The organism is Paenibacillus sp. FSL P4-0127 (assembly GCF_038007325.1).
GTDB lineage: Bacteria > Bacillota > Bacilli > Paenibacillales > Paenibacillaceae > Fontibacillus > Fontibacillus macerans.
On record NZ_JBBOWY010000002.1, the window covers coordinates 729,567 to 752,552 of the forward strand.

The window sequence follows — 22,986 nt, forward strand, 5'->3', positions numbered from 1 at the left end:
AAATAGGGCGTCCTTTTTCGGAAAATCCGAAAGAAATCCGTCTTACGGTGCGGCTTGATAAGAGGCATAATGATATCCTCGAACGCTATGCAGCAAAGCATAAGGTGACTAGAAACGAGGCTATGAGACGGGGCATCGAGAAACTGGACGACCATGCATAAGAAAGGGAAGTGGCTCACTCCCACAAAAGAATTCGCCACTTCCGCCACGCAGTTGCCTGATCGACAGACTGCACCCTAAATTTAACATGTGTATGTCTTTCTTTCAAGGCGCCGCGACCCACTACGAAAGGAAGATGAAAATGAAAAGCATGCTGGAAGCCTTATACTGCGGTGAAATCCACCCGGAGGCAACGATTGTCCCTGCAGATCCCGAGTACCGAGCCGTAAATCGAAAACTATCCGAGGCCATACAAATGTGGAAAGAGAAGCTTTCGCCTAATGAGTTTAAGCAGCTTGAGGTTATGCTGGATTTACGTCTCGAGTCGGAATCGTTATTGGCTGCAGCTTCTTTTGTGAACGGCTTTCAACTGGGGACGCTGATGATGATCGATGTGTATTCGGCTAAGGATGGGCTTGGGTTGTAGTGTAGATAACGATCGTTAGATACGCCGAGATTGCACCGACGTAAGTCCGAGTGAAGTCCATGGGAAATCCTTAGAAAGTCCGTGCTTAGCCGTAATTATATAACTAGTCTGAAGTATCCATTTCCTCACGTTACCCCGCAAGCGAACGAAGTGCAAAAGTGCAGTTCATTCGGCCCCAATCAAGCCATTTATACGGGTTCAAATGCAAAAGTGCAGGCGATTTTTGCCATTTTGATCAAACTTGTCTCCAAACCTCATTTTCAACTGCACTTTTGCATTTCACTGGGCAAATTTACCGATTTTAGCTTATTTCAACTGCACATTTGCATTTGGAGCGGCCGTGGCGTGGGAACCACTGGTATTTGGGGCGGCCGGGGAGCTGGAATCACGGGGCATTTGGAGCTTTTTGAGCTGAATCTTCTGATATAATAGAGTTGCTTAGACGAAAATAGAAACCGGCGAGGTATAAATACACTAGAATCGTGTTTTGGTCATAGAAGAGAAAGGATGGTCGGAAGCTGATGAAAATTTTTCACACGGCGGACTGGCATCTGGGGAAGCTGGTGCAGGGCGTATATATGACGGAGGATCAGCGGCACGTATTGCAGCAGTTTGTAAATGAGATTGAAGCGGAGCGGCCGGATGCGGTAATCATTGCGGGCGACTTGTACGACCGGGCGGTTCCGCCGACGGAGGCCGTGCAATTGCTGGACGATGTGCTGGAGAGCATCGTGCTGCGGCTTAAGGTGCCGGTGCTGGCAGTGGCCGGGAATCACGACAGCCCGACGCGGCTGGATTTCGGCCATCGCATCATGAGGGCGTCGGGATTACATATTGCGGGGGTGCTGTCCTCCCCGCTTGAACCGGTGGTGCTACGCGACGAGCATGGGGAGGTTCATTTCCATCTCGTCCCTTATACCGAACCCGGCAAAGTGCGGCAGACGTTCGGCGAGCAGGAGGTCCGCACCCATGATGACGCGATGCGGGTCATTACGGACGCGATCAAACGGACGATGGATCCGGGCGCGAGACATGTGTTGGTCGGACATGCCTTCGTGACGCCGCACGGGGAGCCGGAAGCGAACACCAGCGATTCGGAGCGGCCGCTGGCGATCGGTGGAGCCGAGCATGTGAGCGCCCGGCATTTTGCCGGATTTCATTATACGGCGCTGGGGCATTTGCATCAGGCGCATCATGTCGCTAATGAAACGGTCCGTTATGCCGGTTCGCCGCTAAAATATTCGATTTCCGAGGAGCATCACCGGAAAGGATATTTGATCGTCGAGCTGGATGGTACGGGGCAGGTGCGAGTGGAACAGCGGCCGCTTGTCCCAAGGCGCGATATGCGCACGGTGGAAGGGCTGATCGCCGATATCGAGCGCCATCCCGTCAACGAAGATTACGTGTTTGTGCGCCTGCTGGACGAGGCGCTGGTGCTGTCCCCGATGGAACGGGTGCGCTCGGTGTATCCGAACGCCATGCATGTGGAGCGGAAACAGGCGATCCGCGGCCTGACGGGAGATCTGCAGGAAACCCAGGGCCGCGCGCAAATGGACGGGTATTCTTTGTTCAGGGCTTTTTATCAGGAAGTTACGGGCGACGAGCCGTCCGCGGAAACGGAACGGCTGTTTGCCGAGACGCTGCAGGAAATCGTCTTGAAGGAAGGGGAACGGGATGAAGCCATTGAAGCTGACGATGACGGCGTTCGGGCCGTATAAAGATACGGAAGTCATCGATTTCTCCGAGCTGGAGGAACATCGCCTGTTTGTGGTTTCCGGGAATACCGGAGCGGGTAAAACCTCGATTTTCGACGCGATCTGTTTTGCCTTGTACGGCAGCGCCAGCGGCGAAGACCGGAATGACAGCAAGATGCTGCGCAGCCACTTCGCGGACGATCAGGTATACACCTCGGTGGACTTCGAATTCGAGCTAAAAGGGCACGTATACCGGGTGTTCCGGCAGCTTGCCCACGTTAAAGCGGGCAACAAGGTGGCGACGGGCGACCGGTACGAGCTGTATGAATTGGCGAATGGAGAAGAGATCCCTCTGACCGACCGTCAGATCGTTTCGCAAATCGACCAAAAAATCCGCGAGCTCATCGGCTTGACCAAAGAGCAGTTCATCCAGATCGTTATGCTGCCGCAGGGCGAATTCCGCAAGCTGCTGACGTCGGAGACGGAGAATAAAGAGGAGATTTTGCGGCGGATTTTCAAGACCGGACTGTACAAGCACGTCGCCGACCACCTCAACGAAAAGCGCAAGGAAATGCAGCAAATTTGCCACAGTCTGCAAAAGACGCGGGATTTGTACATAGAGCAGGCCAAAAGCGCTTTGGGCGGGCGCGAAGGCTCCGCGCTGCACACCGTTTTTCGGCAGGAATATTACAATACCCATCAGGTGCTCGAGGCGCTGGATCAGGAGATCGCCTATTTCGCCGGACAGACCAACGAGAAAAAGCAACAGCTCGAGCGGGAAGCGGCCGAGCATCAGCGGCAAACGGCGTTATATCATCAGGCCAAAAGCGTCAACGAGCAGTTTGATCTCCTCGAGCAGAAAGCTGCAGCCTGGCAGCAGCTGGCCGAGCAGGAGCCGGAATACCGGGAAAAAGCGGCGCGCCTTAAGCGGGCGGAGCAGGCCGTGCATTTGCAGGTGTATGAACGGCATGATGCGGAAGCGGCGGACGATTTGGCGCGAAAAGAAAAGCTGCTGGAAGCGGCCCAGGCCCAAAACGAGACGGCCAAGCGGCTGTTGGAGACGGCAGCGGCCCGGTATGCCGAGGAAGAAGGCAGGAAGGAAGATAGGGAGCAGGCTTTGCGCGAGCTTGACCGGCTGCAGGGCTTTCTGCCGACGGTCAAAGAGCTTGACGCCAAGCGGCAGCTTGTCGCCGCGCTCGCCGCGGCAGCCGAGAAGCTGTCCAAGCAGGCGGAGCAAGTTCAGCGCGAGTTAGAGCTGCTAAGGACGGAGCGGTCCGCCAAGGGGGGCCGGGTCAAAGAAATCGAAGAGCGGGTGGCCTTGTTGCCGGATAAATCCGCGAGATTGGCCGTTCTTAGGCAGCAGGCCCAGATCGTGCAGGAGTATTTGAAGCTGTCCGAAAAAGCGAAAAAAGAGCGGGAAACCGAGCAGGGGGCGAAGGCGGCTTACGAACATGCCAACGAGCTGTATACGGCGCTGGAGGAGCGTTGGATGGAAGGGCAGGCGGGTTTACTCGCCGCTCTTCTGCAGGACGGCGAAGCCTGCCCGGTGTGCGGCAGCGTTCATCATCCCCAGAAGGCGGCGGCTTCGGGAGATGCGCCGGACAAAGCAGCGCTCGACCGGCTGCGCCGCGACAAAGCGGATGCCGAAAAAGCCTACCTGCAAGCGCAGGCGGAACTCGCCGCAACGCGGCGGCAAATGGACGAGCGGCTGCAGGAGGTGCGGGAGCATGGATTTGATCCCGCCGACATCCGCCATGTTTATGACGAACTGGTGAAGGAAGGGAAAGCGCTGGCCGCCGAGGAAAAAGCGCTCAAGGAACAGCACGCCGGGCTGTTGGAGCTGCGCAAGGAACTGGAAGCTCTGGAGCAGCGGTTGGAGGAGCTGCGGTTGCGAAAAGAGCGGGCCGACCATGCCAGCCAGGAGCAGAAGACAAGTTATGCGCGGGAGAAGGCGCTGTTCGATCGGGAGCTGGCGGCCTTGCCCGAGGATGCTCGCAGCTTGAATCAGCTGGAAGAGCGGATTCGGCAGGCGGAGCAGCGGAAGACTTTACTGGAGGCGGCTTGGCATGAAGCGCAGCAGCGCTACCAGGAAGCGAACGGGCAGAGCATCAAAGCCGGGGAAAACCTGAGCCATGCGGAGAGCCAGCTTGCGGACGCCCGGGCTCAGCGGGAGAAGGCCCGGCAAAGTTATGCCCAAGCTTTAACCCAGGCCGGCTTCGCCGCGGAGGAAGAGTATAAAGCCGTGAAAATGGCGGATGCCGAACGCCAGGCGCTGAAGGAGCAAATCGAAGCCTACAACGCCGCCGTGGCCGCCAACCGGGCCCAGCTTGAGGAAATGAGGGCGCAATTGGCCGACAAGAAGCGGCAGGACCTGGCCTCCATGGAACTGCGGCTGCAAGAGCTGGAGCGGCAAGTGGAGACGTTGCGGAAGGAGTGTCTGCTGGCCGAAACCCAATGCAAAAAAGCGGAGGAAAGCAAGCAGGACATTGTGCGCGCGGAGCAAACGTGGCAGGAAGCCGAACGGGAGCATGGGCTGGTCAAAGGACTGTATGACGTCGTGCGCGGGGAAAACAGCAAAAAAATCTCGTTCGAGCGTTATTTGCAAATTGAATTTTTGGTCAAAATCATCCACCATGCCAACGAGCGGCTGGCCCGGATGTCCGGCGGCCAATTTTACCTCGTCCGCAGCGAACGGATGGAGAAACGCGGGAAACAAAGCGGCCTCGGACTCGACGTGTACGACAATTATACGGGCCAGCTTCGCGACGTCAAGACGTTGTCCGGCGGGGAAAAATTCAACGCCTCGCTGTGCCTCGCGCTCGGCTTGGCCGACGTGATTCAGGCCTACGAAGGCGGGATTTCGCTGGAAACGATGTTCATCGATGAAGGCTTCGGCTCGTTGGACGAAGAATCGCTCAACAAGGCGATCGAAACGCTGATCGACCTGCAGCAATCCGGGCGCATCATCGGCGTCATCTCGCATGTGCAGGAACTGAAGCAGGCGATCCCGGCCATTCTCGAGGTCAAGAAAACGAAAGAAGGCCACAGCCACACGCGTTTTGTGCTGACCTGATTTGCGGTTGACGGCCGCCTGTTTTTTTCGCTAATTTTGCATTATTGATCATAAGACATCATAAGTTGAGTCCCGATTCGTAATTTGATGAAAGACGTAAAGAAAAAGATGACTTCGGCGGTTACCGAGGCCATCTTCTTTGCGTTCGTAAATTCCCTGATATCAACTGCCCAACTGCGACTTCACCTGTTGAATTTCCTGGTTGTCGGCCATCATGGCCGGTTGGTAAAAGCCTTTGGATTGGGCGAGCTGAAACAGCTCGTATTGCGATGCTTCACAATTGTTTCTGATCTGCTGAATCGTGGCTCTCAGCTGGGGATTGGCGCATTCCGAGATCACGTTGGTATAGGTCGTCAAGCTGCTTTTGACCATGGAAAGCGCATCGTTGACCATTTCTTTGTCCTGCATCATGTTGACCTGCCTCCTCCCTATTTCAAAAATGACATCAGCTGCTGTTTGGTGTTTAACGCGGCCTGGGCCGATTTCTCAAAATAAGCTTTCACCTGCGGATCGGTGCATTGCTGCGCGTAGGTCAGCATCTTTTGGTTTTCCGTCTCGTGGGCGCCGATCAGATGCCGCAGGTTTTGCAGCTCCACTTGATTGATTTGGGCCATCCTCTCGCTCCTTTCATTGGAATTCACTGGTTATTGTCTTCCGATTGCGGACAAATATGCGGGCAGCCGCGTTTTCCCGCTCCAGGAAAGGGCGAATGATGAATGAATTGTGACGGCTCGCGTTCGAAACTATGGCATTGCCTATAAATTTCCGCGTCAGTTCCCGGACTTGCCATCCCCAAATGCTGCTGTTCTAATCTCCAACATTTTGCTAACCCGTGTCCTAAGTCATAGATATCATGAAAATAGTCACTGTAATTTTAGAAGTAATTGTTAAAATTTAGTAGTCTCGCTTATAACTTTGGACTCAACTTTATAATCAATGCTTGACAGTCAAGCCGGCAACCAATCGTGGCAAGAAGTGCCGGAAGGGCGTTGAAGGCTTGAGGACAGGGAAGGCTGGTGGGGTGGTCGGCAGATCAACATCCGCTGTCCGGACGCTTTGCACGATTATCCCATTTGGTCAGGAAGCAGAGAAGAAGATAAATTCAAGAGAAGGAGGTATATTCGGGAGAAGAAGATCACCTGAACCGCCTCATTTTTTCCTTTTCTCATTTTTCTTTATCCCGTACACAAGCCCCCCTTGCCCCTGAACGAAAGGGATAATCGTGCAAGGCAACATGCAGGGACACCAGGACACGAACGCTATATAGACATATAGACAGCCACCTCAGTCCGGCATCCTGGAATCCATGGAGCCAAAGTCACAATATTCGTCAAGCACTGATCTCGGTTTTGAGCCTAACTTTGTTGTGTAAATCATCATAAAAAAGGTGGCGAACTTTATGATCGGGCCAGTCAAGCCAAGCGAAACAGCTAGGCCAAACAACCCAGACAATCCAAACAACCCAGACAACTTAAACAAGCCGTTGCGTTCCTCCGGACGGATCGGATTTTTTAGATCGTTAACCGGAAAAATACTTGCCGTCCTGCTATCGTTGATAGCGGTTTGCGCCGTGTCCTTTGCGCTGGTCTCGCACACGGAGATTCAAAGATCGATGACCAGCCAAATGAAAATCGACGGGACGACTCTTGTGGCCAACATCAAGCGGGAAATCGTCAAGGATGAGCTGCTGAATTTGCAGGAATTGCAGCAGGTGTTCCAGACGATCCAACAGGACAGCGGCGGCAATATCGTCTACATTTCGCTTGCCGATGCCAAGGGGCAGGTGATCGTTTCGGACAGCAGCCTGCGCAAGGAGGGGGAAGGCGCTGTAGCGGATGCTGTCTCTTCGGCTTCGGCGGCCAACACCGGCAGCGATCTGTCGGCGGTCGTTGAGCGGCAGGAAACGCAGGGCCGCATTTTAGAAACGGCCGGCGGGGAGAAAGTGTACAATATTTCCACGGATTTTACGTACAGCCCGGAGCTTTCGGGAGCATTAAACGTGGGGATATCGCTGAAAAGCATGTACGGCCAAATCCGCGAGGCACAGCTTGAAACACTTGTGCTTTCGCTGCTCATATTCGTTTTGGCGGCGGGCATCGGGCTGGTCCTGGCGCGGAAAATGATCCGGCCGATCGCCATGATGTCGGAGCGGATCAAAAGCTTTGCCGAAGGGGATTTCACCGCCGAATTGACCCATCGCGGCAAAGATGAGATCGGGGCGATGGCCGGCGATCTGGCTCATATGCGGCAAACGCTGGGCGGAATGGTCGAAACGATTCAGAAGAACGCGGATCAGGTGTTCGCAAGTTCCCGGGAACTTGCCTCCATGATCGATGAAACCTCCCATGCGAGCGGGGAAATCTCCAGAGCCGCGGATGAGCTGGCGGCCGGTTCCGGCGGCTTGGCGGCGAATTCACAGGCCGGGCTGGACCGGCTTAACCGGCTGGCGGCGGAAATCATGGCGCTGACCGAACGTGCGGGCCGGATGAAAGCGAGCATTGAACAGACGCGGGAAGCCAACCAAGCCAGCATGAACAGCATGGAGCAGCTGCAGCGGGCCATCCGCGAAAATGCGGAGGTCACCTTGAAAATCGAAGAACAGGTGAACGCGCTCAGCGTCAAATCGGAAGCGATTACGGAGGTTGCGGCGGTGATCAAAGCGGTGGCCGGACAAACGAATTTGCTCGCCTTGAACGCCATGATTGAAAGCGCCAGAGCGGGCGAACAAGGGCGCGGCTTTGCCGTCGTCGCCGAGCAGATCCGGGGTTTGTCGGAGCAGACGAGAGGGTCGGTTCAAGGGATCGAGGACATGGTCCGGGAAGTCGGCGCGGCCGTGGCCGACGCCAAAAGCTACATGCGGCAGGGAGCCGAAGCTATCAACCGGACGAACGCCGCGTCCTTGGAAACCGGGGAAGCTTTCAACATGATAGATCGCACGGTACAGCTGGTTACCGAGGAAATCGAAGTATTAATCAGCGGCATTGCCCAGGTTAACGAAGATAAAAACGAAGTGATCGGAACGATCGAAAGCATGGCGTCGATTGCCCAGGAGGCCACGGCGTCCACAGAGGAGATTTCCGCCTCCACGCAGCAGCAGCTCGCCAATATGGAGCAGGTATCGGCCTCCGCCAAAGGGCTGGAGTCCATCGCGGATCAACTCGGCAAATCGGTGGAACGATTCAAATTTTAATTGGAGCGTCCGTTCCCTAAGCTTTATAATTATGGACAAGTGTGTTTCATGTGTGTTTATTGAAAGGTGGGGAATAGGTTGAGTGTTATGCCGGAAGTTCCGAGATTGGGTGTGGGGGCCGTTATTTTAAACGAGCAGGGCGAAATTTTGCTGGTGCGGCGAAACCGGGAGCCGGAAAAAGATACATGGAGCATTCCCGGCGGAAAAGTGGACCTGTATGAGACGATGGAATCTTGCGTCGTCCGGGAAATTAAAGAGGAAGTCGACCTCGACGTGGAAGTGAAGGGCCTGCTTTGCACGGCGGAACTGATCGAACCGGAGAAGGGGAATCATTGGGTTTCGGCGTTGTATGAAGCGGCCGTGACGGGCGGAGAGCCGCGCAATATGGAGGAGGGCGGCGCCATCGGGGAAGTGCGCTGGTTTTCGCTGGACCGGCTTCCCGGCAATTTGGCCCGGTTTACCGTGCCGGCGATCGCTCAATTGCAAAAGCGGAGCGAGAAGCTCTGACCTTGCTTTGGCGGAAAAAACAAAAACGGATGCTTCCCTCTGCGGGGGCATCCGTTTTGCCGATTTGCTCTCAATATATCACCGGATCAGCCCTTGCCTATGGCGGCAAGTTTTACGGCAGCACGTTGCCCGCCGCGCGGTAAATTTCGTACCATTCCTCACGGGTCAGGCGAATGTCGGCCGCTTTGCAGCAGTCTTTGAGCCGTTCGATGTTCATCGTGCCGGTCACCGGCTGCATCCGCGCCGGATGGCGAAGCAGCCAGGCGATCGCGATGGTCGTGTTGGTTACGCCGTATTTGCCGGCGATTTCGTCGATTTTTTGATTGAGCTCGGGGAATTTATCGCTTCCCAGGAACACGCCTTCGAAAAATCCGTATTGGAACGGCGACCACGGCTGAATCGTAATGTCGTGCAGCCGGCAGAAATCCAGCACGCTGCCGTCGCGGTTCACGGCCGCATCGTTTTCCATGTTGACGTTGATGCCGCTAGAAATCATCGTGGCGTTGGTGATGCTGAGCTGCAGCTGGTTGGCCACGAGCGGTTGTTTGACGTGTTTTTTCAGCAGCTGGATCTGCATCGGGTTCTGGTTGGAAACGCCGAAATGGCGCACCTTGCCGGAGCTTTCGAGCAGATCGAACGCCGCGGCGACATCTTCGGGTTCAACCAGCGCATCGGGGCGGTGCAGCAGCAGCACGTCGAGATAATCGGTTTTCAGCCGCTTCAGGCTGCCGTCGACGGAGGCCAAAATATGCTCCTTGGAAAAGTCGAAGCTTCCTTGGCGAATGCCGCATTTCGACTGCAGGATGATCTTTTCCCGGACATCGCTCGTCATATGGATGGCTTCGGCGAAAATTTCTTCGCAGGCTCCGCCGCCGTAAATATCGGCGTGGTCGAAAAAGTTGGCCCCTTCCTCCAGCGCGGTTTGCACAAAACGTTCTGCCGCGGGTTTGTCCAAAGCATTTATGCGCATGCAGCCGACGGCCACGACCGGCACTTCCAGCGAGCTTGTTCCAAGCTTGATCGTTCTCATTCGTTCGTGATTCCTCCTTAAGCGGATTAGGTGCTGGGCTGCCCGGTTTTGATTATATGTAAGCGATACCATGATATCGTGCCAAACAAGCCCGGCCCTCCATTATTTTGGCACAGGGAACCTGCGGTTTTCAAGGCCGGCCGCAAATTTAACTTATTGTGAATCCGGACAAGGCTAGTATAATGGTACTGTGAAAAAGAAAGCAGGGTTGGTTGTGCAGGCGCACGAAAAAAATACGCAGTAAAGGAATGCAAGTGATGATGAAACCAATCGACAGGGAGAAAGTGGCGAAGGAACTCCGGGCTTTTGCGGGCGCGGAAGCGTATGTGCATAGCGAGGCGACTTCCTATATGTTCGCACGCAATTTCAAAGTGAGCGTCACGGAAGCTTTTATCGCCGGGGAAGGTCCTTACCGGGCCGCACTGCGGTTTGACGGGCACGGCTGGCTGCGCATGGAGGAGCTCACCCATTATGAAGCGGACGAGCAGGGGCGCCTTTTGCTGGCGGGCTATGACGAGCGGGGGCGGATGAACGTAGCCCTGCATCTTGGAAAGGAGCCGTTTCCGGAATGAACAAAACGAATGTGACAGAACAGCGGACGCGCAAACTGTTGGCCGTCTTCGCCCACCCGGACGACGAGAGCTTTATTTGCGGAGCGACCTTGGCCAAATACGCCCATGAGGGCGTGGAGATCACATTGGTCAGCGCCACGCGGGGCGAAATGGGACGGCGCATGGGCAATCCTCCGTATTTGAACCGGGAGACGATGGGGGCGGCCCGGGAGCAAGAGCTGCGGAACGCGTGCGCCAGCCTTGGTATCCGCGATTTGCGGTTTTTGGATATTCGCGACAAAACGGTCGAGTTTATCGACGAGGAGCTGTTGATCGGCCGCATCGCCGGATTGATGGAGGAGATTGAGCCGGACGTCGTGCTTACTTTTCACGAGCGCCTCGGCGGCCATCCCGACCACTGCGCCATCGGCAAGGCAACGACGGCGGCCTTCCGGCGGCTCGGCGAGCGGGGGGCGCTGTATTTCATTTCTTTCGGCGACGCCATGGAGCGGCCGGAGGTTTTTGGCTACACCCGCGGCGATATCGTAAAAGTCGACGTGCAAAACCATCTGCCGGCCAAGCTGGCCGCGTTCCGGGACCATCGGTGCCAGTCGGAAATCGAGGCTTGGGTTTGGCAGCCGGACAAAGAGGCGCTTAAACGGTTGGGGCGGTATGAATATTTTATCAGAGGGAACCGCCGGGGGGCGTCCGGGAGCGCGGCGGAAACGGCGAAGGCGGACGATTTGTTCGTTTCCTGATCGGATCGGACACACAAAAACGCATTGTCCAGGGCCGCGACAGTGCGTTTTTTGTGTTTTTTTAGTCCTATTTTAGTGGCTGGTCAAGGCCGGAAACATAAGGGCAAAAAATGTCTTTATGCCAGCGGTATCCGTCCATTTGAGAGAAATAGAGGCCATTTATGCCGCTATTTTGCCCCGTCGCCAGGAAATGCCGGCGTTCCGGGGCATACATCGGAAAACAAGTGCAAAAAATGCCGTTAATGGGAACGGACAGGCTCGGCTCCGGATAATAAGTACATAAAGTGCCGCTATTTTGACGGCAGACGGTTCCTCATTCCGGCAACTGGCCGTCAAGCGCTGATTTTTTACGTCCGGGTGGCCCCGTTTTCGCTTCCCGTCAAAACTACCTCGTGAACGACTGGATAAACACGGCCATTTCCTTGCTGGCCTGGTTCAGGCGGTCGATCACTTCGCTGAATTCATTGACGAGCTCCGCCTGAACATTGGAGGAAGCGGCGATCGCTTGAATTTCCCTTTCCATCTGTTCGATGGAGCGCTGTACGGTGACCAGCGATTTCTCGATGTTCTGCGTCGCTTCTTTGGAATGAACGGACAGCTTGCGGACTTCGTTTGCCACCACGCCGAAGCCGGCTCCGAGCTCTCCCACGCGAGCGGCCTCGATGGCGGCGTTCAGGCCCAGCAGATTCGTTTGGTCGGAGATTTCGCGGATAAAACCGGCCACCTTGCCTACCTGTTCCGAATCTTCTACCGTCTTGCGGGTGTTCTCGAGAATTTGCTCGGTCGTCGCGGACAGTTCCTCCGAATGGGCCGCCACGTTCTGAACCATATCGACCAAGTGGCCGGTGATCCCGTTCACTTCCTCCATCAACGCCTCCAGCTTTTGTTCGTTTTCCAGCGTGTATGCGATGGCAAAGGCCCCGACGACTTCTTGATCCGGACCGTAAACGGGCACGCCCGCCGAAATGACCGGGTTGCCGTAAATTTCCGCGGGAAGCCGGTTGATCGTTCTTTGCCCGGCCAAGGCATTCTTCAAAGTGGGATCTTCGGGAGGAACGGGGCTTCCTTTAACCAAACCGAAATCCAGCGTCCGGCTGGGAGCGTAATAGTGAAAAATCTCCCGGTCCGTAATGCCGATCATAATATCCTGGGAATGAATTTGCTTGAAATAGGGTGCAGCTTGTACCAGTGCAGTAATAATATCCATGTATGTCCTCGTCCTCCCCTTAATAAATGCGTATAAGAAAATATCGGCAGTTGATGATTTTTTTTAAGATGATAGAATTTAAAATTTTATGATAGTAAGAATCGTAGGTGCCGATGTATATAAACCGTGCGGAAAGTCTGGAATTTACGCAATAACAGCGAGTTCCAGGCTTTTTTAGGGGCTCAACCCAGAAATCGGCGCTTGCAGCCGGCGACTGGAACGACGAAGAACCGTAGGCCTTCAAAATAGCGGAACTTAGTGTTCTTATTTTCCGAAGCCAAGCATGTTTATCCCCATTAGCGGATTTTTTTGTTCTTATTTTCCATTGAAGGGTTAGAATACGGGCATTTCCTTGTGATTCGAGAAAATAGCGACATATCTGGCCTCTATTTCTCGCAAACGGATGGGTATCGCCGGAATAGCGACATTTTTTGCCCTTATGTTTTTCGCGGGGCTGTTATTGCAAATGACTTTTTTCCCTGAAATAAAATGGGAATTTATTATAATTTCCAAAATAAATATTATATGTCAACTTGTTTCAGCTTCTAGAAAACTACATATAGAGAGGGAGAGTGAGAGTTTGAGCAAGAGAGTTGCCGCAGGGCTATTAAGCTTCCTGCTGGCGTTTTCGCTGCTGCCGCCGCTGGCGGGGGCTGAAGGAGACGCCCGGCAGGGGGCGGAAGAAGGGAGGGCCGCTGTTTCCAAGCTGAATCCTGCCGCCCCCGCAGCGCTCGATGCGGTCAAGGCGAAGGAGCTTCGGCTGCAGAGCAAGAAAGGGCCGGCCGGCGCGAAGCCGGCAAAAACCCCGCTGCTCGGCGCTGGATTGCAGTTGGAGCGGCAGGACGCCGCCCCGGATTCCGCCGCGGTGGAACCGCAAAGCTTTGTGCCTCTATCGGATGGCACGGAGCGGATTTCCGTGATCGTAGAATTGCGGGAAGCTCCGGTCAAAGTGTTCGAAGCGGCCGGAAGCAAGCTGCGCAGCAGCAAGTCGTTGTCCACGCATAAGCAAACGGTGAATTTGGAGCAGCAAACGTTCAAAAAGCAGGCGATCAGCAAATTGAACGCAAAATTCAAGCGCTCTTATTCAGGAATTTTCAACGGTTTTTCTTTAACGATCGCCGCCAATCAGGTGGAAAATTTGCTTAAGCTTCCCGGGGTCAAAGCGGTGTACCCGAACAACGAGGTGTACGCCACCGCCGAAGAAGAGACCCCGTCCGCTCCTTTGGGCAGCGTTCCGTTTATCGGCAGCGAAGTTTTTTGGGAGCAAGGGATCAAAGGCCAGGGGATCAAGGTTGGGGTCATCGACACCGGCGTGGCCAAGGATCATCCCGATCTGGCGGCCGCCGTCCCGGACGGCGATTGGGGATATGACTTCGTAAACGAGGATAACGAGCCGTACGAAACGACCAAGGAAGATTACGAGAAAGCGCGGGAAAATGATCCGGCGCTTCCGGAGGTAAACGAGGACGGCAAACCGTATTGGACCTCGCACGGAACCCACGTGTCCGGGATCGTGGCCGGGCGCGGCGCGGGCGCGGATGGCCAAGCGGGGATCGAAGGCGTCGCGCCGGAAGCGGAAATCCATGCGTACAAGGTGCTGGGGCCGTATGGAAGCGGTACGACGGAGAACGTGATCGCCGGGATCGAGCGGGCGGTGGCGGATGGGATGGACGTCATCAACCTGTCGCTCGGCTCGGATTCCAACAACGAGCAGTCGGCGGATTCCGTAGCCGTCAACAATGCGATGAAGGCGGGCGTCATCGCGGTCGTATCCAGCGGCAACTCCGGTCCCGAAGAGGCCACGGTAGGGGACCCGGGCAGCGCGGAACTGGCGATTACGGTCGGCGCTTCCAAACCCCCGCTGGATACGCCGGTTATGGAAATTGCCGGGCTGGAAGGCGATCCGTTTTATATGGACACGTTCGATAAATCGGCAGGCCTGGAAAACCTGACCGAGTCCTATCCGCTCGGCGATGCCGGGTTAGGCAAACCAGGCGATTTCGAGGGCAAGGATTGGAGCGGAAAAGTCGCTTTTATTAAACGCGGGGAGATTCCTTTTGCGGAAAAAGCGTTGAACGCTCAAGCCTCTGGAGCCCTTGCCGCGATTATCTACAACAACCTGCCGGAAGCGCTGGAAAGCGGCACTCTGGGTGACGCCAACGTGACGATCCCGGTATACGCGTTGTCCGGGGCGGACGGTGAGCGAATCAAAGCTGCGCTGGATCGGCAGGAGCTTGCGGCTAAATTTGGCTCAACGGTCGAACAGGACATTATGGCCGCTTTCAGCTCGCGGGGGCCGTCCAAACCTTCTTATGACATCAAGCCGGATATTTCCGCGCCGGGGATCGGCATCCGTTCCAGCGTGCCGGATTATGAAGGCTGGTATGAGGCGCAAAACGGCACGAGCATGGCCGCCCCGCATATCGCGGGAGCCGCGGCGCTGCTTAAGCAGCATTATCCCAAGCTTGGGCCTTATGAAATCAAAGCGCTGCTGATGAATAATGCGCTTAAGTTGTCCGACCGCAGTGGCAGCCGCTACTCGCATATGGATCAGGGGGCCGGGCGTGTCAGCCTGGATCAAGTTGTCGAAGCGAAGGCGGTGGCGCTGGTCGGGGACACGACCGATTCCGTCGACGGCAACGAGCCTACGCCGTATTTTACGGGCAGCCTTTCGTTCGGTTATGTCGGATACGGATCAGCGGTGCAGCGTGAGGTCATCGTTAAAGATATCGCCGGGGAAGCGTCGGACTATTCTATTGAATCCGTTTGGTATGGCGGCGATTCTCCCGTAACTTTGACCTTGTCCGAAACCCGGGCCAAGGTTGCGGCGGGCGGGGAAACCTCGTTCACCGTAGCGGTGGAAGCGCCGGAGGAAGCCGCTAGCCAGCGTTATGAAGGCGAGCTGATCCTGACGGAATCTTCGAGCGGCCACGTTATCCATATACCGGTTTCGGTTTATGTCGGTGAAGCCCCGCAAGCGGATGCCGTCACGGATCTCGCATTAACTCCGAATCCGTTCTCGCCGAACGGGGACGGCAGGTTCGATACGACGGACATCACGTTTACGGTCAATGAATATACCGAGTATTTTTCCCTGGATGTTTTCGCCTTGGACGGCAGTTGGCTCGGTTCGTTGATTGAAGTTGAAGACGGTGTTTCTCCGGACAGCTACGCTCTTCGCGGCTGGGACGGCGTGGATCTCCCGGATGGCGGTTACCTGTTGGAGCCTTGGGTCGGCACCAGCCTGGCGGATGCCGTGCCTTTAGAGAATCAGTTCGAGGTGTTTATCGTGGACAGAAAGGCTCCGGTATCGCAGTTAAGCGACCCTGCCATTAAGGTAGACGCGGCCAGCCTTCGAGGGACGATCTCCGGTCAGGTCACGGAAGATCTGCTGATCGATTTGCTGGTTTCCGAGGCCGGGGCGGCGGTAAGCGATGTGATTGGCGTGGCCGCCTTGTTTGACGGCAACGGGGACGGCGAGCGGGAACAGATGGATGGGACCATTGACGACACGGGCCATTTCACCATTGAGGTCCCGATTGCACCAGGGGACAATACGTATGAAATTTACGTATACGACTTGGCGGGTAACGGTTTGGTAACTCCGGCCCACGTGGTTAATTATACGCTTTCGGGTTACGTCACTCCTTTTGTCGAGCCTTCCCGGGTACAGCGGAATGACCCGTTTAAGCTGGATGTGCTGTTTTCGGTTACGGAGGCCGTATACGCCGCCAAATTCGATTTGTTGTACAGCAGTGAGTTGGAACAGGTCAGCGTTGCGCCAAGCCCTGAGCTTAGCGCGCGCCAGGCGGCGCAAAACCCGGATCGCCCGCTGACGGTGTCTAAGGCGGTTTATGAACTGGATGATGGCCAGACCAGGTTTGAATTTATGGAAAGCTTGCATGACGCACAAGGGTATGCCGGCGATGGCTCTTTGGCTACTTTTACGTTTCAGGGGGCTCCTGCCGGGCAATATACTTTCCAGGTAGCTAACCTGGCATTGTACGATCAGAACGGGAACGGAATTCCGGCGGGATTGGTCTCCGACACTCAAGTGACGGTTGAAGAGCGGGCCGAACTGCATGCAACGCCGCAAAGCTTATCCCTTGAAGAAGGGAAAACCGGCCGGTTGACCGTCGCTTACAAGGACACCGCCGGAACGGTCACAGACGTGACTTATGCGGTTTACTATGGGCCGGAGGAGCCGCAAATTATAACCGTGTCGAAAGGGACGGTGACCGCGCATAAACCCGGCAAAACCAAGATCAAGATTACTTATGAAGGTTTGACGGCGACCGTAGGCGTTACTGTTACCGAAGCATCCTCGGGTGGCACGGGTGGCGGCGGCGGAAAGAACGGCGACGGAAAGAACAATGGCGGAATAATAATGCAAAACCAGCAAGAACAGCAAAAGCAATCGCCTCCCAACCAAGCGGTAAAAGAAGCGATCAAAGCGAATGAGCCAACGGTTATCACTTTGCCGAACGGCTTTACGCTTACGATTCCGGCCGGGGCCATCCCATCGCCGGAGGCGGCTTTTGTGCAGGTGGCGCCCGCTTCCGAATCCGACGCGACCATGTTGATCAAGGGGCTGAAGCTTGGCGCGGAGCTGAAACCGTTTGGGGTTTATTACGACTTAGCCCTTTTGGATAAAGACGGGAAGCCGATCGAGAACGTGGTTTTCCGCAAGCCTGCCGAGGCTTCGATTCCTCTAAGCGCCCTGAACGCGGGAGACGTGAACGGAGAAAAGCTCGGCCTGTTTAAGCTCGGCGGCCAAGGCGTACTTGAACAGCATGCAGGGCGGCTTGCTAATGATAGAGTGGTGGCTCATTTGAACGGCTTTGGCCGTTACATGTTTATGGCCAGAGAAATTTCGTTCGCCGACGTAACCGAAGCGGGTTATCCGTGGGCGGTGAACGAAATTGAGGTTTTGGCGGCCCAAAACATTGCAACCGGGATGAGCGCCAACGCGTTTGCTCCGGGTTCCAAAGTCACCCGCGCCGAATTCGTCTCGCTGCTGGTTCGGGCGCTAGAGCTGGAAGCGGATGAGGGCGCGGCCGGAAAAGCCAAATTCAGCGACGTCCCGGCGGACAGCTGGTTTGCGGAAACGGTGGGCATCGCCGCCGCCAAAGGGCTTATTGCCGGCTATGAAAACGGCGCCTTTGGGCCAAACCGGCAGATTACCCGCGCCGAAATGGCCGTTATTTTGTCCAAGGCGCTGGCTCACCTGGACCTGGGGACGGGAGGAACGGCTGCGGCACCTTCCGGCTTCACCGACCAGGCGCAAATTCCGGGCTGGGCGAAGGAGTCGGTTGGCCTCGTCGCCAAGCTTGGCGTGATGAAGGGCAAACCGGCCGGCAAGTTTGACGCGCAGCAAGGGGCCACCCGCGCTGAAGCGGCTGTCGTGATCTACCGCATTTTCACTCAGTATAGGAAGTAAAGTTTTATTCCACCTTGTCCGTTCATATACATGCCTTAGAAGGAGCGTGAGCAGGTTGGATAAAAAAGTGAAGCGGTACTATCAATTAAAGCAGCAGCAAAAAGAGGCGGAGCTGGAAATGGCCGAACTGCGCAGCGAAATTTTGAAGCATTGTCTTGAACAGGGAGCTGCCGAACTTGAAATCGGGAACTACCGGGTGAAGACGGTTATTCAGGAACGGAAGGAATATGACGACCAAAAGCTGTACGAAGCGCTCCCCGACCCTGAGGTATGGCGGTTGATTTCCAAAGCGGATGCGCAAAAGGTGGCGGGATTGATTAAGCTGAACGTCATTCCCGAGGAGCGGCTCAAAGACACTTACGCGACGAAACGCATCACTTTGCTGCAGGTGGAGAAGAAGTAATTGATGCTCGTTTTGAGCTTAAGCTCTCGAGGGAGTGCAGCAAAAAACGCCAGAACAAAATGTTCTGGCGTTTTTTTACTTGGAAAATTGGAAATCCATATCTTGACATTACAAACGAAGAAACTTATTATGAGTATAAAGTCATTGAGTAAGGAGTCATCGGAGTGACTGAACATAAAACCCAACGTCAATTACAAAAAGAACAAACAAGAAAACGCCTGGTCGAAACCGCATTGGTGCAGTTTGCTCAAAACGGCTTGACGGTTACTCGTACTTCCGATATTGCCAAAGCGGCAAAAGTTTCTCACGGGACAGTGTTTGCCCATTTTTCCACGCAGGAAGCGCTGATGGATGCCGTTATCGAGGAATTTGGCTCGCGGGTATCCCGGCGGTTGCATGAACTGGCTGCGGAAGGCGGCGGCTTGCGGGACGTGCTGAAGGCACATCTCACCGGCCTGGCGGAGTTTGAAGCCTTTTATACCCGTTTGGTGATCGAAAGCAGACTGTTGCCGGAAAGCTCCCGAAACGTGCTGGTTGCGATCCAATCAACGGTGTCTTTACATGTAAGCCAAGCGGCCGAGCGGGAAATGAATGCCGGTGCCATAGATGCGTACCCGCTGCATTTGTTATTCAACACCTGGACTGGCTTGATTCATTATTATTTGGCCAATAATGACCTTTTTGCCCCGGGCGGATCCGTGCTGGAGCGTTACGGTCAAGAACTGCTGGAGCATTATTGGCGCATGATCGCTGTCAAAAGATAACTGTCTTTTGCCATAAAAAAATGTTAAGGAGATGCGATGGGCAATGAAAACATGTATTGCTTGCGGAATGCCGATGAACGAACCGTCCGAATTTGCCGCGGGGGATACCGCGAAAGACTACTGCGTGCATTGCGCGCGTCCTGACGGCACGATGCAGTCTTACGACGAGAAGCTGGAATCCTGGGCCGCTTTTATCGTGCGGACCCAAGGGTTGGACCGGCAAGCTGCGGAAGCCGCCGCGCGAAATATGATGTCCCGGCTGCCGGCTTGGCAAAATCAGGTTAACGGTAAATGACCGATCGTCGGGTAATCCAAGTCCTAAAGGAGGAGTATATGTGAAAGGCTACGATAATTTTTTTCTGCCCGTTGGCGATCTAAAGCAGGCAGGATACTATTATGGGCAGATGCTGGGTTTGGATGTGAAATTCGATTTTTCGGCAAAAGGAATGCTGGCTTATCGGATCGGCCGGGAGGAGCCCGCCGTTATCCTTAGAGATACTTCCCATTTTCCCATTGCCCAACCGGCAATATGGTTTCTGGTTGACGACGCCCGGCGAAAATATAATGAGTTAAGAGAAAAGGGCGTTGCATTCAATTCCGAGCCCTTTGCGATAGCTACGGGGACGGCGGTCGAATTTGAAGATCCCTTCGGAAACAGGTTGGGAATTACGGATTATATCAAGAGATAGTGGAGGGAAACCGATGATTCTGCTTGACGTCCGGGATTACAAGAAAGCCGAGAAGCCTTTGCGGGAAGTGGGTTTTAACACATTATTTGCGGAGTCCGTGATTCACGGGAAAACGCCGGGGCAAGTTTACGCAGACGACGAGGCAAACCCAAGCGTGTTTTATGTCGTCCACCCTTACGGGATGTCCTTGTTGTTTGGCGCTGCGGACAAGCCCGGCTTTAACCAGTGGCTGCAGCAATATTTACTGGACAAAGCCCGGGCGCGCAGCGGCCACGAATGGCTGCAGGCCTACCCGGCCGACTGGAACGGGCGGATTCGCCAAATGCTCGGCTCGGAGTTGGTGGTGAAGAGTACGGAGCTGCAGGAAGAAATCGCAGCTGTATCCCCTAAGGCAGTCGAGTATACACGGGTTAACTTTCGTTTTGAGCGGGATAAATACCGGATTGCCGCGAAACCGGCAAATTTGGCGGGCTGCGAGATCGTCAGAACGACGAAGGAGATGTTCCTTGCCGCTCCGGGGGCGGTTGTGCCGCGTTTTTTCTGGAAGGATGAAGTTGAGTTTGAGCGGATGGGGGTTGGATTCAGCCTAATTTACGAGGGGAAAATCGCCGCTACGGCGTTCTCTGCGTTCATCACCGAAAAAGAGCTGGAAATCGGCATAGAGACTGCTGAAAAATACCGCGGAAGAGGTTTTGCGGCCGCCGTATGCTCGGCGCTGATCGATTACTGCCTGCGGCAAGGCCTGGAGCCGGTCTGGTCCTGCCGCCGGGAAAATGAAGGCTCGTACAGGCTGGCCCAGAAGCTGGGATTCGTGCCTTCGCTGATGATCCCTTATTATCGTTTGCCGGCCGGCGCCATGTAGTTGCTGATGCTAAACGCAAATTAGTTGACTAAGTCAAATTAAATGCTTTATGATGGGATTACTATTCTTTGGCTTTTTTAGGAGGTAACCCATGAATTCCGTCCATCACCCTATCATTCAGGCCGTCCGCAGGTTTAACCGGTTTTATACGAATATCCTCGGGCTGTTGGATCAGCATATGCTGAATAGCGATTTTTCGTTGTCGGAGGCCCGGGTGCTTTACGAAATCGGCAACACCCCAAACTGTACGGCTAAAATGCTGATCGAGCTGCTGAGTATTGACCCCGGTTATTTAAGCCGGATCATCAAACGCTTCGAAAAAATGGGCCTCGCTTACAGGGAGCAGTCCAAGGAGGACGGGCGGCTGTATTATCTTTTCCTGACCGATCAGGGGAAGGAGACATTGGCCCGGCTCAACGGGTTGTCCGACGGCCAAATCTATCAAATGATCAGCCGTCTGCCGGAGCAGGAGCAGCTGCAACTCGCCCAGGGGATGCAATCGATTGAAGCGGCGCTGTCGGAGAAACCGGCGCTGACGGGGGAGGAAATCGTCATCCGCAGCGAGCTGCGGCCCGGGGACGCCGGCTACCTGGTCCATCTGCACGGTTGGATTTACCAGGAGCGCGGCTACAACCACCGGTTTGAAGGGTACGTGTGCAAAACGTTTTACGAGTTTTTTGAAAACTACAGCCCGGGCAAGGACCGGTTTTGGTTTGCGGAAGCGAACGGCAATATGGTGGGCGCGATCGCCATCGTCGAGCATTCGCCGGACAAAGCCCAGCTCCGCTGGTTTGTCGTGCATCCGCAGTACCGCGGGATCGGACTTGGGCGCAGGCTGTTGGACGAAGCGATGAACTATTGCCGGGAAAAAGGCTACCCGAAAGTCTTCCTGGAAACGACGGAGGATCAGCAGCAGGCGATCCGGATGTACACGCGGGCGGGCTTCGTCAAAGTTGCGGAGCATCCCAGCAACGACTGGGGCAAGCCTTTGGTTGAACTGACGTATGAGCTGACTCAGGATAAATGAAAATGTGAAAGCCCCTGCCTTATTATAAGGCGGGGGCTTCTTGTATGGGGCAAGGCGGGAGGTTCACGGTAGATAAGGCAGGGGGCTCCCATACAAGTCAACCGGAGAGTTTCTCCGCGATCATTTTCGTCATGGCGTGTTGATGAGGGATGCCCGAAGAGTTACAGTCGAACACTATCTCCGCGCTGTCCCGGATCAGCCAGTCGTGGTAAAGGCCCAGCAGTTCGCCCGAACGCCAAAGGTAGGAGTGGGGTTCTTTTTCCGGGGGCGGCGCGATGAATGGCTTATGGACGAACACGTTAAATACGTGCAGCCCGTTCGGATTCGTGAACCGTTTATAGTTGGCGAAAATGTCCTCCCGTTCCTCCGGCGGGATATAGTGCAATACGCCGCTGGAATGGAGAATGTCGAACCCGCTGTCCAGGCGGAAATCCCGGACGTCCGCCTTAAAGACGTTGACGTGTACCCTTGCCTGCTCGGCGAGCCGCTTCGTTTTCTCCACGCCGGCGTCCGTCACGTCAAAGGCGGTGACGTCGAAGCCGTTTCTGGCGAGGAACACGGCGTCCTTGCCTTCGCCGCAGCCGATATCCAGCAGCTTCAGCGGGCGAACCGGCGGCATGAGCTGCAATATCCGGTAACAGGAGGAATTCGGCTGAGTACCCCAATAATACCCGGGTTTTTCGTATTGTTCCTCGTAAATGGTTACCGGCTCCAACCGCGATTCGTAGCCCAGCAATTTATCGATCGTGACGCCTAAAATGGCAGATAACTGCGGCAGCAGGGTGATGTCGGGCATCGTTTGGGCGTTTTCCCATTTGGATACCGCTTGGAAAGAGAGGCCCAGCTTTTGGGCAAGCTCTTCCTGGGTCAAGCCTTTTTCCTTCCGATAACGGCTGATCGTTCTGGCAAGCTGTTCTTTCAATCCTCTCACGCTCCTTGGTTATCCCTATTGTAGGGGCGGCGAGAGTGGAGAACAATAACTTCGTGATTGAAAATAGCGGCGGTTTCAACCGGCAGTTGAGAAAAAGACGCTCCCCCGGGACAGATCTCGGAGGAACGCCTTAATTAAAATCAGCGCCAACCAGCAGCTATCGGAGCGAACCAACTGCAAAAGTGCATCTCATTTTTCGTGAATCGCCGTTATGAGGCGTCTGAAATGCAAAAGTGCATTTGATTCAGGTTATTTTTACAAATTATGGTTAATT

19 protein-coding genes are annotated in these 22,986 nt (G+C 55.0%); 14 read left to right on the forward strand and 5 right to left on the reverse strand.

What is annotated here, in order from left to right; all coding sequences use genetic code 11:
• The first annotated feature begins 301 nt into the window (after window positions 1–301).
• From NYE74_RS29715 to NYE74_RS29725, 3 genes are all read left to right on the forward strand, one after another.
• Complete coding sequence (locus tag NYE74_RS29715; protein WP_270619654.1) at window positions 302–586, forward strand: DUF6809 family protein; 285 nt, start codon at window positions 302–304, stop codon at window positions 584–586.
• Between the two features lie 521 nt (window positions 587–1,107).
• On the forward strand, window positions 1,108–2,304 hold the full coding sequence (locus NYE74_RS29720; protein WP_124331868.1) for an exonuclease SbcCD subunit D: 1,197 nt from the start codon (window positions 1,108–1,110) through the stop codon (window positions 2,302–2,304).
• Window positions 2,261–5,353, forward strand: coding sequence for an AAA family ATPase (locus NYE74_RS29725; RefSeq protein WP_036625637.1), 3,093 nt, complete (start codon window positions 2,261–2,263; stop codon window positions 5,351–5,353). The genes NYE74_RS29720 and NYE74_RS29725 overlap by 44 nt, the downstream gene beginning before the upstream one ends.
• A 162-nt stretch (window positions 5,354–5,515) precedes the next feature.
• Here the strand turns inward: NYE74_RS29725 and NYE74_RS29730 are convergent, their stop codons facing one another.
• Together NYE74_RS29730 and NYE74_RS29735 are read right to left on the reverse strand one after the other, a co-directional pair.
• Window positions 5,516–5,764 (reverse strand): spore coat protein, encoded by a 249-nt coding sequence (locus tag NYE74_RS29730; protein ID WP_036625634.1) that lies wholly within the window; start codon window positions 5,762–5,764, stop codon window positions 5,516–5,518.
• Between the two features lie 17 nt (window positions 5,765–5,781).
• Window positions 5,782–5,967, reverse strand: a complete 186-nt coding sequence (locus NYE74_RS29735) for a hypothetical protein (RefSeq protein ID WP_036625631.1) — start codon at window positions 5,965–5,967, stop codon at window positions 5,782–5,784.
• A 998-nt stretch (window positions 5,968–6,965) separates the two neighbouring features.
• On the opposite strand from NYE74_RS29735, the gene NYE74_RS29740 reads away from it, so the two are divergent.
• Window positions 6,966–8,543, forward strand: coding sequence for a methyl-accepting chemotaxis protein (locus NYE74_RS29740; RefSeq protein WP_341005427.1), 1,578 nt, complete (start codon window positions 6,966–6,968; stop codon window positions 8,541–8,543).
• An 87-nt stretch (window positions 8,544–8,630) separates the two neighbouring features.
• Window positions 8,631–9,050, forward strand: coding sequence for an NUDIX domain-containing protein (locus tag NYE74_RS29745; protein ID WP_036625627.1), 420 nt, complete (start codon window positions 8,631–8,633; stop codon window positions 9,048–9,050).
• A 112-nt stretch (window positions 9,051–9,162) separates the two neighbouring features.
• On the opposite strand, the gene NYE74_RS29750 is transcribed toward NYE74_RS29745, so the two are convergent.
• Window positions 9,163–10,080 carry an aldo/keto reductase gene (locus NYE74_RS29750; RefSeq protein ID WP_124331865.1) on the reverse strand — a complete coding sequence of 306 codons (918 nt, stop codon included), beginning with the start codon at window positions 10,078–10,080 and terminating at the stop codon, window positions 9,163–9,165.
• A gap of 257 nt (window positions 10,081–10,337) precedes the next feature.
• Between NYE74_RS29750 and NYE74_RS29755 the strand changes: the two genes are divergently transcribed.
• On the forward strand, window positions 10,338–10,652 hold the full coding sequence (locus NYE74_RS29755; protein ID WP_227872708.1) for a DUF1806 family protein: 315 nt from the start codon (window positions 10,338–10,340) through the stop codon (window positions 10,650–10,652).
• Window positions 10,649–11,389, forward strand: a complete 741-nt coding sequence (locus tag NYE74_RS29760) for a PIG-L family deacetylase (protein WP_124331864.1) — start codon at window positions 10,649–10,651, stop codon at window positions 11,387–11,389. Before NYE74_RS29755 ends, NYE74_RS29760 begins: the two co-directional genes overlap by 4 nt.
• A gap of 385 nt (window positions 11,390–11,774) precedes the next feature.
• Here the strand turns inward: NYE74_RS29760 and NYE74_RS29765 are convergent, their stop codons facing one another.
• Window positions 11,775–12,596, reverse strand: a complete 822-nt coding sequence (locus NYE74_RS29765; RefSeq protein ID WP_036625624.1) for a methyl-accepting chemotaxis protein — start codon at window positions 12,594–12,596, stop codon at window positions 11,775–11,777.
• Between the two features lie 580 nt (window positions 12,597–13,176).
• Here NYE74_RS29765 and NYE74_RS29770 point away from each other — a divergent pair.
• The 7 genes from NYE74_RS29770 (at window position 13,177) to NYE74_RS29800 (ending at window position 21,781) form a co-directional block, all read left to right on the forward strand.
• Window positions 13,177–18,036, forward strand: coding sequence for a S8 family serine peptidase (locus NYE74_RS29770; protein WP_196427496.1), 4,860 nt, complete (start codon window positions 13,177–13,179; stop codon window positions 18,034–18,036).
• A 55-nt stretch (window positions 18,037–18,091) separates the two neighbouring features.
• Entirely contained in the window at window positions 18,092–18,439 is a 348-nt protein-coding gene (locus tag NYE74_RS29775) for a hypothetical protein (protein WP_036625621.1), read from the forward strand.
• A gap of 164 nt (window positions 18,440–18,603) precedes the next feature.
• Entirely contained in the window at window positions 18,604–19,203 is a 600-nt protein-coding gene (locus tag NYE74_RS29780; RefSeq protein ID WP_036625620.1) for a TetR/AcrR family transcriptional regulator, read from the forward strand.
• A gap of 43 nt (window positions 19,204–19,246) precedes the next feature.
• Window positions 19,247–19,498 (forward strand): zinc ribbon domain-containing protein, encoded by a 252-nt coding sequence (locus tag NYE74_RS29785; RefSeq protein WP_036625618.1) that lies wholly within the window; start codon window positions 19,247–19,249, stop codon window positions 19,496–19,498.
• Window positions 19,499–19,538: 40 nt separating this feature from the next.
• Complete coding sequence (locus NYE74_RS29790) at window positions 19,539–19,892, forward strand: VOC family protein (protein ID WP_124331862.1); 354 nt, start codon at window positions 19,539–19,541, stop codon at window positions 19,890–19,892.
• Window positions 19,893–19,905: 13 nt separating this feature from the next.
• Complete coding sequence (locus NYE74_RS29795; RefSeq protein ID WP_124331861.1) at window positions 19,906–20,754, forward strand: GNAT family N-acetyltransferase; 849 nt, start codon at window positions 19,906–19,908, stop codon at window positions 20,752–20,754.
• A gap of 91 nt (window positions 20,755–20,845) precedes the next feature.
• Window positions 20,846–21,781 carry a bifunctional helix-turn-helix transcriptional regulator/GNAT family N-acetyltransferase gene (locus tag NYE74_RS29800; protein WP_124331860.1) on the forward strand — a complete coding sequence of 312 codons (936 nt, stop codon included), beginning with the start codon at window positions 20,846–20,848 and terminating at the stop codon, window positions 21,779–21,781.
• Window positions 21,782–21,878: 97 nt separating this feature from the next.
• Here NYE74_RS29800 and NYE74_RS29805 read toward each other — a convergent pair whose 3' ends face one another.
• Window positions 21,879–22,703, reverse strand: coding sequence for a methyltransferase domain-containing protein (locus NYE74_RS29805; protein WP_036625614.1), 825 nt, complete (start codon window positions 22,701–22,703; stop codon window positions 21,879–21,881).
• Window positions 22,704–22,986 lie beyond the last annotated feature (283 nt).